This window comes from Corynebacterium sp. HMSC062E11 (assembly GCF_001811845.1).
Lineage (GTDB): Bacteria > Actinomycetota > Actinomycetes > Mycobacteriales > Mycobacteriaceae > Corynebacterium > Corynebacterium hesseae.
In genome coordinates this window covers 147,731-161,188 of sequence record NZ_KV806839.1, presented here as the reverse complement: position 1 = coordinate 161,188, position 13,458 = coordinate 147,731, and the positions used below count along the sequence as shown (strand labels likewise).

Annotated in this window: 13 protein-coding genes; 8 read left to right on the top strand and 5 right to left on the bottom strand. The window is 63.3% G+C overall.

Annotated features, from left to right (window positions below; genetic code table 11):
- The first annotated feature begins 6 nt into the window (after positions 1-6).
- The 4 genes from moaA (at position 7) to HMPREF2822_RS12550 (ending at position 3,555) form a co-directional block, all read left to right on the top strand.
- On the top strand, positions 7-1,140 hold the full coding sequence (gene moaA, locus HMPREF2822_RS12565; RefSeq protein ID WP_070525164.1) for a GTP 3',8-cyclase MoaA: 1,134 nt from the start codon (positions 7-9) through the stop codon (positions 1,138-1,140).
- A gap of 10 nt (positions 1,141-1,150) precedes the next feature.
- The gene (locus HMPREF2822_RS12560; RefSeq protein ID WP_070525162.1) at positions 1,151-2,368 is read left to right on the top strand and encodes a molybdopterin molybdotransferase MoeA; all 1,218 of its coding nucleotides are present in this window, start codon (positions 1,151-1,153) and stop codon (positions 2,366-2,368) included.
- A gap of 128 nt (positions 2,369-2,496) precedes the next feature.
- Positions 2,497-2,982: a cyclic pyranopterin monophosphate synthase MoaC gene (moaC, locus tag HMPREF2822_RS12555; RefSeq protein ID WP_070525160.1), complete on the top strand. Its 486-nt coding sequence runs from the start codon at positions 2,497-2,499 to the stop codon at positions 2,980-2,982.
- Between the two features lie 6 nt (positions 2,983-2,988).
- Positions 2,989-3,555 (top strand): molybdenum cofactor guanylyltransferase, encoded by a 567-nt coding sequence (locus HMPREF2822_RS12550; protein ID WP_070525158.1) that lies wholly within the window; start codon positions 2,989-2,991, stop codon positions 3,553-3,555.
- On the opposite strand, the gene HMPREF2822_RS12545 is transcribed toward HMPREF2822_RS12550, so the two are convergent.
- Positions 3,542-4,915: a multicopper oxidase domain-containing protein gene (locus HMPREF2822_RS12545; RefSeq protein ID WP_070525155.1), complete on the bottom strand. Its 1,374-nt coding sequence runs from the start codon at positions 4,913-4,915 to the stop codon at positions 3,542-3,544. The genes HMPREF2822_RS12550 and HMPREF2822_RS12545 overlap by 14 nt on opposite strands.
- Complete coding sequence (locus HMPREF2822_RS12540; protein WP_070525153.1) at positions 4,896-6,095, bottom strand: beta-carotene 15,15'-monooxygenase; 1,200 nt, start codon at positions 6,093-6,095, stop codon at positions 4,896-4,898. The genes HMPREF2822_RS12545 and HMPREF2822_RS12540 overlap by 20 nt, the downstream gene beginning before the upstream one ends.
- 93 nt (positions 6,096-6,188) lie before the next feature.
- On the opposite strand from HMPREF2822_RS12540, the gene HMPREF2822_RS12535 reads away from it, so the two are divergent.
- The 4 genes from HMPREF2822_RS12535 to HMPREF2822_RS12520 are packed head-to-tail and all read left to right on the top strand — an operon-like array spanning position 6,189 to position 9,691.
- A complete protein-coding gene (locus HMPREF2822_RS12535) occupies positions 6,189-6,449 on the top strand; it encodes a DUF2249 domain-containing protein (RefSeq protein ID WP_046648919.1) in 261 nt (86 codons plus the stop codon).
- A 22-nt stretch (positions 6,450-6,471) separates the two neighbouring features.
- The gene (gene modA / locus HMPREF2822_RS12530; protein WP_070525151.1) at positions 6,472-7,194 is read left to right on the top strand and encodes a molybdate ABC transporter substrate-binding protein; all 723 of its coding nucleotides are present in this window, start codon (positions 6,472-6,474) and stop codon (positions 7,192-7,194) included.
- Positions 7,195-7,203: 9 nt separating this feature from the next.
- Positions 7,204-8,934, top strand: coding sequence for an ATP-binding cassette domain-containing protein (locus HMPREF2822_RS12525; RefSeq protein WP_232755718.1), 1,731 nt, complete (start codon positions 7,204-7,206; stop codon positions 8,932-8,934).
- A gap of 58 nt (positions 8,935-8,992) precedes the next feature.
- Positions 8,993-9,691 carry a helix-turn-helix transcriptional regulator gene (locus HMPREF2822_RS12520; RefSeq protein ID WP_046648916.1) on the top strand — a complete coding sequence of 233 codons (699 nt, stop codon included), beginning with the start codon at positions 8,993-8,995 and terminating at the stop codon, positions 9,689-9,691.
- Positions 9,692-9,696: 5 nt separating this feature from the next.
- Here the strand turns inward: HMPREF2822_RS12520 and thrB are convergent, their stop codons facing one another.
- From thrB to lysA, 3 genes are all read right to left on the bottom strand, one after another.
- On the bottom strand, positions 9,697-10,620 hold the full coding sequence (thrB, locus tag HMPREF2822_RS12515; protein WP_070525147.1) for a homoserine kinase: 924 nt from the start codon (positions 10,618-10,620) through the stop codon (positions 9,697-9,699).
- A gap of 16 nt (positions 10,621-10,636) precedes the next feature.
- Positions 10,637-11,959: a homoserine dehydrogenase gene (locus HMPREF2822_RS12510; RefSeq protein WP_070525145.1), complete on the bottom strand. Its 1,323-nt coding sequence runs from the start codon at positions 11,957-11,959 to the stop codon at positions 10,637-10,639.
- Positions 11,960-12,110: 151 nt separating this feature from the next.
- Positions 12,111-13,448, bottom strand: coding sequence for a diaminopimelate decarboxylase (gene lysA, locus HMPREF2822_RS12505; protein WP_070525143.1), 1,338 nt, complete (start codon positions 13,446-13,448; stop codon positions 12,111-12,113).
- Positions 13,449-13,458 lie beyond the last annotated feature (10 nt).

Sequence of the window (13,458 nt, the reverse complement as noted above, 5' to 3'; positions counted from 1 at the left end):
TGGTTAATGTCTGATCGCGTCTTTCTGCCTACGCCCTCCCCGCGCGGTTCCACCCGCGGCGGTGCCGACGCAACGCCTCCGGACCTGCCGCCTGCATTAAGCGATGGTCGCCGCGACTTGCTCGACCGTTATGGACGCCAAGCGCGCGACCTTCGAGTCTCGCTGACCGATCGCTGCAACCTCCGCTGTACGTATTGCATGCCCGCCGAGGGCCTCGAGTGGATGCCCACTGCACAGACGCTCAGCGACGACGAGACCATCCGCCTCATCAGGATTGCCGTAACCCATTTGGGCATCCGCCAGGTGCGCTTTACCGGCGGCGAACCTTTGCTGCGCAAGTCGCTAGAGAAGATTATCGCCGCCACCACACAGCTACGCACAGACGAAAAGTTGGCCCCCGCCACCGCACTGACGACCAATGGCTTGGGACTCCCCCGCCGCCTGGACGATCTCATTGAGGCGGGGCTGGACCGCGTCAATATCTCCCTAGACACCATTGATCCTGAGCTTTACGCCCGCCTCACCCGGCGCGACAGGCTCGGCGATGTCTTCGCCGCCATCGAAGCCGCCACAACCGCCCACCGCGAAGGGCGTCTGGGCACGGTCAAAGTTAATGCCGTAGTTATGCCCGGAGTAAATGAAGAGGACATCGTCCCCTTGGCACGCTACTGCCTCGAGCGAGGCGCGCAGCTGCGCTTCATCGAGCAGATGCCGCTGGGCCCACGCGAAGAATGGGATCGCTCCCGGATGGTGACCGCGGAGGATATCTTGGCTCGTTTGGGTGAAGAATTCGAGCTCACACCTGTGCAGGGTCCCCGCGGCTCAGCCCCCGCCGCGCTGTGGAACGCACAATCGCGCGATGGCTTAATACCGGTAGGCCGAATCGGCGTCATCGCATCCGTGACAAGGCCTTTCTGCGGCAATTGCGACCGCACGCGACTCACCGCGGACGGCGCTGTACGTAATTGCTTATTTGGAAACTCAGAGACGTCCTTGCGGGACTTGTTGCGCAGCGGCGCTAGCGACGCGGAACTCGCCGCCGCGTGGGCGGGCGAAATGTGGAAGAAGCTGCCGGGCCATGGTGTGGATGATGAAGGATTCCTCCAGCCCGATCGCCCGATGTCCGCCATCGGCGGCTAGATTGGGTGCAATGACAAGCACTGGGACTGACTTAAGCATCGAGGAGTATTTCGACCGCCTCCACGCATTGGTTCGCGCCCTGCCTGCGGAGCGCGCTCCCCTTGTACAAGGCCGCGTTCTGGCCGAGCCACTCTTCGCCCGTCTTCCCCTCCCGCCGCGGGATAATTCGGCGATGGACGGCTTCCTCATCCCAGCTCCGGCGTCACCTGATGACTTAACCACCCCATTCACGCTGCCTGTTATAGGTGATGTCCCAGCAGGCTCACCCACTCAGGTCCCGCAGCCTGGGACCGCGGTGCGAATCATGACTGGCGGGGAGGTTCCGGAGGGTTTTGATGGCCTGGTCATACCAGTAGAAAACACCGATGTTCCCCTAGGGCCCGGACCTGTGCCTGAAACCGTTACGGTGCACCACCTGCCCGACCGTAACCATATCCGGCGACGCGGTTCCCACATCGACGCCGGCCACCAACTCGCTGGATCTGCCACGCTTGTCGACGCCCCCCTTATCGCCGCCAGCCTCTCCTCCGGCGTTGACAGCGCCGTGGTTCACCGCATCCCACGAGTAACCATCATTGCCACGGGTGAGGAGCTGATCAACGGCCAGCTTTCCGATTCGAATGGGCCCATGCTCGAAGCCCTCATTTCTTCCACCGGTCTCTGCGAGATCACCCGCACGGTCTGTGGAGATTCCCCCATTGAGCTGCAGCGGCGCTTCAACGCGGCCGCTGCGGATTCCGATCTCATTGTCACCACCGGCGGCGTCTCAGCCGGCGCCTTTGACGTGGTCCGCGCCGTGATTGAGGATTCCGTGGAACGCGATTCTTACTGGTTCGGCCACGTCAACCAACGGCCCGGCGCGCCTCAGGGCCATGCGCTCTGGGACGGTATCCCCGTGGTGTGTTTGCCGGGCAACCCGGTGGCGGCGTTTGTCTCCGCACACCTCTACCTCACCCAACTGCTGCGCTCTCTGCGCGGACTGCCCCGCCCCGCGGGTGTCAAGGACCGGCCGTGCCTCACGGCCTTCGCCGGTGCGGACTTCCCCGAACCTCACCACCCGCTCATTCAGCCGTGCTCCATCACCATGACGGAATCTATTACCGCAAGCCCACCGCCGGGTCCGCGTATGCGCAGCCACCACGTTGCCGCCCTTCCGGGCACACACGGCTTTGCGCTGCTGACGAGTCCGGTCGCCGCCGGCGAGCAACTTACCGTCTACCCTTACTAGCTTCACAATCCGCCTCCACATCCCCCACCCCTCCATTGCTGCCTAAGATCGCGCATCTGAACACCCGGATCGGCCCACTCTTCGTCAGCTAGGCTAGGTCCACGCTAGGAAAGGATCCCTGTTTAGACATGAAGTTCACTCACCTCAATGCCGCCGGCTCCGCCTACATGGTGGACGTCACCGAAAAGCAGCCCACGGTACGCACCGCTACCGCCCAAGGCGAGGTCGCGTGCTCACCAGAAGTTCTCACCGCGCTGCAGGAGGGAACCGTGCCTAAGGGCGACGTGCTTGCGGTTGCGCGTGTTGCTGGCATCGCGGCGGCCAAGAAAGTTCCTGATCTCCTTCCGCTGGCCCACACCATTGGGGTACATGGCTGTGCGGTGGATATTGAGCTGTGTGAAGACCACGTTTTCATCGAAGCCACAGTTCGCACCGCCGACCGCACCGGCATGGAAATGGAGGCGCTCACCGCGGTGAACATCGCCGCCCTAGCGCTCATCGACATGGTAAAAGGCGTCGACCGCTCCGCCTATATCCGGCGCTGCGGCATCACCGCAAAGTCCGGCGGTCGCTCGGGTGATTGGTCCCGCGAACTGCCCGGCGCGGAAGGATAGAGAACAATGCCAGGTGTCATTGTTTTGGCGGGCGGACGCGGCACACGCATGGGAGGCGTGGACAAGGCAAGTATCACTCTCGCCGGTGAGCGCCTTATCGACCGCCTCCTGCGCCAGCTTCCTTATGGCGCGCCGGTAGCGGTCGTCTCGCCCTATCGTTTGGGCATGCCCCAGGTGTGCGAAAGCCCCCTCTTCGGCGGTCCAGCTGCAGGTATCGCCGCGGGCCACGCCGCACTGGCTGGTGACGCGAGGGCTACCACAGCAGTCTTTGCCGTCGATGCCCCGGATTCCCCACAGGTACTTCCCGCCCTCCAAAAGTCTCTGGCTAGCTCGGGCGCGGATGTCACTGTGGCTACCCTCGACGGGAGCCTACAACCGCTGTGTGCGCTGTGGCGTACTAAGACCCTCACCCGCGCGCTGGAGGAGCTCGGAGATCCACGCAACAAGCCGGCCATGCGCTTACTGAGGCTCGCGGGCACCATCGCCGAGGTCGAGGCAACGCCCGCGGTGCGCGATATCGACACCTTGGACGAATTACGTCTACGGCGCGAGCGCCTTGCTACTCAACGATAATCTGGCCGTGCTGCCCTTTCTCCGCGTTCGTCATGAGGTGGTTGACAAAGGAGTAGGTCCCCGGCTCGTTGAAGGTCATCTCCACGAATCCGCCCTGGGCCGGTAAAAGGTCCAGCGCCTGGGAACCGGAATCCTTCGCGCCCTTAATCAGGTAGGCGCCTTCCTTGTACACGGTGTCGAATTGCTCGCCCACGACGTGGAAGCTCAACGGCAGATCCGGGCCGAGGTTGACCACCCAGATGCGCACGGTATCGCCCACCTTGGCGCGCAGCGGAGCAACATCATACTGGTTGGGATAGTAATTGAAGGCCGTGAGGTCATAGTCGCCGTCGCTGACGCGCTGCGCGTTAGCGCCCTCAGCTTCCTTACCCGCAGAGGCTAGAAAGACCTCGTTCGCCGTCATGACGTACTCCGCATCGACGTCTGCCAGCGCGTCCTCCCCGCGAGGATCGATGATGACCGCTCCCGCCATGCCGTTGGCAATGTGCAAGCTCATCGGCATGGTCGAGCAATGATACATCCAGATACCCGCCCTGTGTGCCACGAATTCATAGGTCAGCGATTCACCCGGCTGGATCGACTTCATGTTCTCATCCGGGTTGACCTCACCCGCGTGAAAGTCCACCGAGTGCCCCATCGAGCCCTCATTCTTGATGGTGATGCGGAATCTATCCCCCACCTTGCCGCGCAAGGTAGGCCCGGGTGCTTGCCCGTTGAAAAGCCACCGGGTTTGGCGCACGCCTGGGGCAACCTCGACTTCTTCCTCGGTCATCACCCACGTTTCCTCATGGAGGTCCCCTTCGGCGGGGGCAAGGGAGGCATCGACGGCGTCAAAGCCTTCGCGGGCTGCCATGCGCTCGGCATCCGAGGGTACCGTCGCCGGGGCGCCGGCGGAGCCGGTGCTTTCCGACGCCCCCGCATGCTCATGCTCACCGGATGCTGACTCGTCGACGTTGACCATGAACGTCATGCCCTGCATCTTGTGGCCGGCGATCGTGCAATAACCTTCCACGGACTCCTCGATAATTCCGGCGTCGAGCTGCACGGTCTCGCCCGGTTCCACCCGGCCCGTCTCCTCGCGCCCAATCTTCAGGTCATGAACCTGGTCACCTGTGTTGGTGAAATTCACTACGAGGTGGCTGCCTGCTGCCACGTCAATGGAGGACGGGACAAAGGCCATGCCGTCCACGGAGACGTCAACAGTCACGGCGTCGGCGGATGCCACCGTAGCTGGGTCCTGCTTACCTGTGGTCGAGTTGAACACAGCCAGTCCAATGACAGCGAGGAGCGCGACGATGATGATGAGCCAGGACGCCCACTTCTTTTCGGAATGCTCCTTCTTAACGGGCACGCTTGACATGAACTTCTCCTTGAGATGATGCGACGGCCCATGCCAGGGCCGCACTATTGGCGATGAGTCCAAGCCCCATCATGATAAGCCCAACCACAGACACACCGGCAATGCCGAGGAGGCTGAGCACGCCACCCACATTAATGAGCCCTACTCGCAGGAACCCGGCAATATGCCCGTGCGCGGGACGGGCCGCACCCGCCAGGATGGGCAGCATGTGATGGAGCACCCCGGTGACCAGCTGCAGCAGGCCGGTGCCAAGAAACGCCGGCATGAGCAGTAACGTCACCGCGCGCGGGTAGGCCCCTGCGATGGTGGCCGCGGCGTCACCGGCACAGAGCGCCACCATCCACACCAGACCCGCCATCGCGGACACGCTAGCCGTGGTCTTGTCGCCACCAAGCGCGCCGGCCAGCACTGGCTGGATGATGAGTACGGCAGCAAGCACGGTGAGCAGCTGCGCCATGCCGGCGGCGCGGGTGAGCCCGGAGGCGTCGGCAAGCATGGCCACCCCCAGCCCCACGCAATGCACGCTCAACGCCCGGCTGCACCGCGCCCGGGCAACCGCTGAAATGGGGGTTCGGGTCAACGTGGGCAACAGCGTGATGACCGTGCCCAGGATGGTAAGCAGTCCGAAGCCCCACACCATCCCGCGTGAGTGCGCGGCCACCAACAGCGAGTAATTCCCTACCCCGTGCGCGGCCAGAATGACCAGTAGCACCGAGAACATCATGAAGCAGGCCGCCGCCAGATAAAAAGGAACGGTCACGGCGAAAGAACCAGACAGAGAGCCCTGGAGCGTGGTCCACAGCGCCCACAGGTGCCACGAAACGGCAGCGATGACTAGAGTGGAGCCGATATCCGCAAGCACACCCCAGTCGTAGCCCGCGCGATCAACAAGGAGTAGAACCAGCCCCACCTGGACCAGCCCTACCCGCGCGCCCACCCCGCGGAAACCGGCGGCCGGAGTGCGGGTGAGCGCCTCCGTGAAGTGGGTGCTAAACACGAGGATGGCGGTAGTCAGCGCCCCGAGGGTAAATGGGTGGATGAGGTCCCACCACACGACGGGTGCTCCCCAAAAGCTTGCCACGGTGATTCCCACGCCGACCGCGATCCAGAACGCGACAAGGCTAAAGGCAAGGGTGTGCCAGCGCCGGCGCGAAGCCAGGGAGACATCACGCAGAGACATATCCGACATTCCTATTTGCACGGATATAATCGTAGTAAATTAGTTGCACGGGCAGCAACGCCCGCCGCCCTAGAACTCGAAAGGAATCCATCAATGAACTTGCCGCTTGTCGACACTTCCAAGGGCCGCGACATTCCCACCCTTAACGCGTCCGAAATCCCTCATGCAGTGCGCCACGGCGCTATCCATGGGGCACTCGGCACCCTCAACGTGGGCGAATCCATGATTCTCATTGCTCCACACGACCCGCTTCCGCTGCTCAAAGAAGTGGACCAGCGCGAAGAATCCTTCGACCGTGAATACCTCAAGAAGGAACCAAAGGAAGTCCATATTAAATTCACGCGGACCGCGTAAAGATGCCGTAACGTAACTCACCATGCGCCGCTTGAAAATTGCTGTCTCTGTTCTCGCCGCCGCGCTGACTGTCGGCGGCTGCTCCTCCAGCTCCGACGAGCCGTTGCAGGTATTTGCCGCGTCCTCCACGCGCGTGCTTAATGACGACCTCTCCGGCGCATCCGAAGCCCCGCTGGCGTTCAACAACGGCGGCTCTTCTGCCCTGGTACAGCAAATCAATGAAGGCGCTCCCGCAGATCTGCTCCTCACGGCTTCCCGGGAGACCATGGATGATGCGACCGCTCAGGGCACCGTCGACACCCCCGTGACCCTAGCCAGCAACGTCATGGTCATGGTCGTGCCGAAGGGCAATCCCTTGGGACTGCGCTCCGCGGCCGACCTGGATCCCTCAGCACACCTCGTGCTCTGCGACCCAAGCGTGCCCTGCGGCGCCATCTCTACGCGCATCATGGAGGCCAACAACTGGGACCTGCACGCTTCCTCCTTGGAGGGACAGGTAGCTGACGTCCTGGGTAAGGTCGCCTCCGGTGAGGCGGACGCCGGGTGGGTCTATTCCACCGATGCCGCCGCTAGCGAGGACGTCGAGGCCATTCCGCTGGACCACGCGGAAGACTTCCGTAACGAGATCATGGGCGCGGTGGTAACTGATTCACCCCGACACGACGAAGCTCAGGATGTCCTCAACCTCCTCGACTCGGATTTTGACAGCACCTGGGAAAAATTCGGTTTTAGCCCGGTGGACTAAGTGTCACGCGTGATATTGCACGAACAGCGCCCGCGGACAACGTGGCCGGTCATCGCCGCCGGCGTGCTTGCTGCGGTCTACATCCTTGCCCCAGTGCTCGCCCTCGGGGTGCGAGTGCCCTGGCCGAAGCTCGCCGACACGCTGAGCGCTCCGGCGACCCATGACCTCCTCCGCGTCAGCCTTTCCGCGGCGGCGTTGTCTACCTTGCTATCCACGATCCTGGGCACCTGTCTGGCTCTGTGGCTCCAGCAGCTGCGCCGCGTGTCTCACCTTGTGCGTCTGGTGGTCTATCTCCCTTTGGCCATGCCTCCCGTGGTGGGCGGGTTGGCACTCACCGCGCTGCTCGGGCGCCGCGGACTGCTTGGTCCGGTTTTGGAGCAGGCTGGGCTGCACGTGTCTTTCGCCTTTCCCGGTGTTGTGGCAGCTCACTTATTCGTCACCCTGCCCTTCGTGGTGGTGGCGGTGGATTCTGCGCTGCGGCAGCTCGACCCCGAAGTCGTGGCCAGCGCACGGGGCATCGGGCTGAGCGCAGGAACCATTCTTCGGCGCATCATCCTGCCCGCAATCCTCCCTGCCGTGTTCACCGGCGGTGCTCTGGCGTTCGCCCGCTCGCTGGGTGAATTCGGGACGACGATCACCTTCGCCGGATCCCTGCCCGGTTCTACCCGAACCATGCCCAGCGGCATCTACCTTGAGCGTGAGGTCAGCGCGGACAATGCCTATGCGCTGTCGGCCGTATTGATCGGGATAGCCATCCTCACGCTCACCGCGGCCGGAATTCCTCTGCTGCTGCGCCGCCGCCGCGAGCAAGCTGTGCGCGCTTTGCAGCCGATGGACCCGGTTGCGCTCCGCACGATGACCTCCCCGCAGGACTCTCCCCGCGATCTCTTAGCCACGGTCGGCGACACCACCACGACGTTCCGTGGCGGGCGCGTGACCGCGGTGGTTGGCCCCAACGGCGCGGGAAAGACCACGTTGATGCGTTTCATTAGCGGACGCTTGCAGGGAGCCCAGACAAATGCCGAGCGTGTGGTCATGCTCTCCCAGGACCCCGGGCTACCACCCACTGCCACCGTGGAACAAGCTTTGACCATGGTGACCAAGGATGCACAAAGGACCCAGGAGTTGCTGAACGCAGCTGGATTGCAGGAGCTGGTCCATGTTTCCGAGCTTTCCGGCGGGCAGGCCGCGCAGGTTGCCCTCCTGCGCGCACTTGCGGCGCGCCCAGAGGTCTTGGTCGTGGACGAGCCTTTTGCCGCCATGGACGTCGAATCAGCCGCCCGGTGGCGCCACCTGTTGCGCCTCTCGGCGGCCGACCGCACCACCATCATTGTCACCCACAACCGCGTGGACCTCACCACGCTGGCGGACGACATCGCTGTAATGGAAGCCGGCGAGGTCATCTCCCAAGGACCCGTGGATCAGCTACTGGAGCAGCCCACCACTCACTTCATGGCGGAGCTATCAGGCGTCAATCTGCTACGGGGTAGCCTCCGCGATGGGGTGTTCACTCCTGCTCGCAGCGGTGACCACTGGGCGGCCTTCCCCCAGAGCGCACTAAACTTCGACAGCACCGGGGCGCTGAACGCCACAATTCTTGCTGACTTAGGCAGCTCAACCCTGGTGGAGATCGATGGCCAACGGGTGACTCTAGACCAACCGGCACACAGCAAGGCCCCCGGTGAGGTTGTGCCTGTGTTCCTCGATTCCGCTGCTTTAAGGCTTTATGCACTGAAATAGGGGAAGAGATGCGAGCGGATGTAAGATCCTCGTAGCGTTGTCCAAGGAGAGGCCGTTTATGTCTACGTCATCTGCGCATAGCCCGCGCTCGTCTACTGAGCTGTTTCCTGACACGATGAAGCTCTCCCCCAAACAGAGCGAGGTTCTCTCAACCCTGCAGACATTCCCGCAAGGAGCACGTGCCGCCGAGATTGCACAGGAACTGGGGATGCACGTTAACACCGCGCGCGGCCACCTTGATGAGCTCGTTAACGCCGGCGCGGTGCGGGTAGTTACCGCCCCAGCGCACGGGCGCGGGCGCCCCTCCCTGATCTTCCAAGTACGAGTACCCGACAACCGTTCGGTGGCGGAGGAATACGTCACGCTGATTAGCGTCTTGGTCACAGCGCTGGCGGATAAAGAGCAGCTCAATGACTTTTCATCCGAGCAAGCACGAGAGATCGGCCGCGCGTGGGCTAAAGCCACGGCGAACAGCCGCGGTGCTGAGGCACTGGCACCGCTCTACCGGACGATGCGCGATATGGGCTTTGACCCGGTAACCTCGGTGGAGCAATTCGCCGAGGAAGGCCGCACCACAGTGCAACTCCACGCCTGCCCGTTCGTCACGGCCGGAATTCAGCCCTCCCCCTTCGTCTGCGCCATCCATGATGGTTACCTAGATCAAGCGGCTGCCGATTCCGGCGGGCGGCTGAGCCTGAAGCTCATACCCAAAGCCGGAAACGGCGTGTGCCGAATCGATGTGGAAGAGAGCAGCTAGCTAGGCTAACCGCGCTCGACGGAGACCGGCCCGGCGACCTCCAGCTCCAGCACGCGCAGGTTCTGCCCGCGGGCATCATCGAGGATCTCCTCCTCGATGGGCTCGGTGTGCAGGACCATGACGGTGGGGCCAGCGCCGGAGAGATAGGCGGCGTAGCCGCGGTTGCGCAAGCGGTTCACCCACTCCGCGGTGACCGGCAGGACATCAGCGCGATAGGGCTGGTGCAGGCGGTCGCGGGTACCCTCCCACAGCAGGTCCGGGTAGGTGGTCAGCGCCGCCACGTTTACTGCAGTGCGGGAGACGTTGAAGGCGGCATCGGCATGCGTGACGTGCGAGGGCAGCACGCGGCGCACGGCTTGCGTCGACGCATGAAAGTCCGGTACCAAGGCCGTGGCCTTAATGCTCGGGTGCACGTCCAAGGTCGCGGCACGGTACTCCGGCAGCGAGCGGCCGTCGACAGGCACGGTGGTCCAAGAGACCACGGCGTTGCCCAACACAGAGGCCGCGGCGTTATCCGGGTGGCCTTCGAAGGCAGATGACAGCTGCACAACCTGCTGTTCCGAAAGCGGGAATCCCGCCAGGCCATTGCCCGCGGCCACGCCGGCCACCGCGGCGGACGCCGAGGAGCCCAGGCCACGGGACTGCGGTATGTTGTTCGTGCACACCACGCGCAGGCCGGAAACCTCCACGTCGGCAGCCTTCAGCGCTGAGCGGATGGCTTTGACAACGAGGTGAGAGCCATCGCGCGGCAGCTCGTCTGCGCCCTCGCCGAAGATCTCCACCTCCAGGCCGGAGCGGGTGACTTCCACCTCCACAGTGTCGTAGAGACTCAGCGCAATACCCAGGGTGTCGTAGCCCGGGCCCAGGTTGGCAGAGGATGCCGGGACCTGGACGGTGACCTTGGTGCCTACTTCGATATCGATACTCATTGTTCTCTCTGAGTCCCTATACGCCCAGGCGGATGACGGAGTGAACGGCCTTGACCTCATCGAGCTCGCCGAGGGCTGCGACGATCTCCTCGAGCACCGCTTCCTTCGCCGCGTGGGTCACTACGATGAGGCGAGCGGTGGCATCGCCGTCCTCCTGGCGCACGGTGCGCAGGGAAACCCCGTGGCGGGCAAAGACACCGGAGATGGCAGAAAGCACGCCGGTGCGGTCTTCAACTTCCATGTCGACGTGATAACGAGTTTCCACTTCTCCGAACTCCGCAATAGGTAGGTTGGCGTAGGTGTTCTCCCCCGGCGCTTGGCCGCCGTGGACAATGTTGCGTGCGGCGCCGATGACGTCACCCAGCACAGCCGAAGCCGTCGGGTTGCCGCCGGCACCGTTGCCGTAGAACATCAGGGAACCGGCGGCCTCCGCCTCGACGAAGATGGCGTTGTAGGACTGGCTAACCGACGCCAACGGGTGATCCTTCGGGACCAGAGTCGGGTGCACGCGGGCATTGACGGATTCCGCGCCGGTTTCCTCATCAACCAAGCGTTCACAAATAGCGAGCAGCTTGATGGAATAACCGGCTTGGTTGGCGGCCGCGATATCGTCCGCGGTGATCTTGGAAATGCCCTCGCAATAGACGTCGTTGAAGGTCAGGCGGGTGTAGAACCCCAGGGAGGCCAGGATGGCAGCCTTAGAGGCGGCGTCGTGGCCCTCCACGTCCGCGGTGGGATCGGCCTCGGCGTAGCCCAGACGGGTGGCCTCAGCCAGCGCGTCCTCGTAGGAGGCGCCGGTGGTCTCCATAGCGTCCAAGATAAAGTTGGTGGTTCCGTTTACGATTCCGGAGATGCGCTGGATCTTGTCACCGGCCAGGGAACGGCGCAGCATGCCGACGACCGGGATGGCGGCAGCCACGGCGGCCTCGAAATAAAGGTCGACGTCGGCGCGCTCAGCAGCCTCCGCCAGCTCATCAGCGTGCGCGGCCACGAGGGCCTTATTGGCGGTAACCACGGATTTGCCAGCATTAAGGGCGGCGAGAACGAGCTCGCGCGGGAAGTCAATGCCGCCGATAACCTCGACGACGAGGTCGATATCATCGCGCAGGACAAGCGCCTTGGCGTCGTCGGTCAGCAGCTCCTCCGGCACGCCTGGGCGCAGCTTGTTCTTGTTGTGCACGGCAACGCCGCGGATCTCCACCGGGCCGCCGATGCGGTGCGCAAAAGCGTCCGCATTCTCCTGCACGAGGCGGAAAACCTCGGCGCCTACGGTGCCAAACCCAAGCAGCGCAATACCTACTGGTTCGCCTTCGGGCTTCTTGCTACGGTTCGTCGTCATGGTGTCCCTTTGTTGATGTTGCGTTTGATTCTTACGTGCTAGCCCATCACTATACAGAACGAGCTGTCTATTTCTATACAAAATGGCCGGCACTGGGCGCGACCGGCCATGTCATAGTGAATAAAATACGGTGAGCTGTGACAACGCCGCGCTAATCGACGTCCAACGCCAGCAAGTCCTCCACCGTCTCCCGGCGCAGCATGAGCTGGGCCTTGCCGTCGCGCACGGACACGACCGCCGGGCGCAGAGCACCGTTATAGCGCGAGGCCATCATGTACTGATAGGCGCCGGTGGTGGCGAAGGCGAGGAGATCACCGGTGGTGATATCCGAGGGGAAACGGCGCTCGTTGACCAGAATGTCACCGGACTCGCAGTGGAAGCCCACGATGCGCGAATCCACGGGCTCGCCCCGGGTGCGGCGGTTGACCACGCGCACGTCGTACTCCGAGCCATAAAGCGCTGGGCGGATGTTATCGGACATGCCGCCGTCCACGGAGAGGTAGCGGCGCATCGGCAGATCCGCCTTGCCGGTCTCCACATCCTTGACCGTGCCCACGCGGTACACGGTGACCGCAGAGGCACCCACCAGGGAGCGACCGGGTTCCACCAGTACGAAGGGCGGCGTGATGTCGAGCTCGGTGGCGGTGCGCTCCACGGCGTCGAGCAGATCCTTGGCCAGCGTGGCGACGTCGAGCGCTTCCTCGTATTCCATGTAGGGAATGCCGAAGCCGCCGCCCAAGTCCAGCTCCTCGAGGGCAACGCCGAGCTCGCAGTGGATGCGCTTGTACAGGCTGAGCACGCGCTCGGCGGCCAGCTTGAAACCATCAGCATTAAACACCGAAGACCCCACGTGGCAGTGCAGGCCCACAAGCTTAAGGTTGGCGGATTCCAGCACCTTCTGCGCGGCGTTGAAGGCGGCACCGGTGGACAGGGAAATGCCGAACTTCTGATCCTCGTGCGCCGTGGCGATGAACTCGTGGGTATGTGCATCCACGCCGGGCTTCACGCGGATCATCACCGGCTGCACGCGGCCGGCGGACGCCGCGATACTATTGAGGCGCGAGAGCTCCTCCTCGTTGTCGAGGACAACGTGCCCGATACCGTTGTCCACGCACAGCTGCAGGTACTCGTCTTCCTTGTTGTTGCCGTGGGCGGTCATGCGCTCCGCCGGGAAGCCCGCGGCCAGGGCCAGCTTGGCCTCGTTGAGGGAGGCCACGTCGAGGCACAAGCCCTCCTCGTCAACCCAGCGCACGATGCGCTTGGTGATGAATGCCTTGGAGGCATAGTGCACGTGGTCGGGCCCGCCGAAGGCTTGGGCCATATCCCGGCAGCGCGAGCGGAAGTCCTGCTCGTCGAAGACGTAGAGCGGGGTGCCGTATTCGGCGGCCAAGTCCGTCAGCGCTACACCGCCAATCGAGACCACACCATTCGAGTCTCGAGCGGCGTTGCGCGGCCACACGTGGGCCGGAAGAGAATTGAAATCAGTCATCGATACCTTT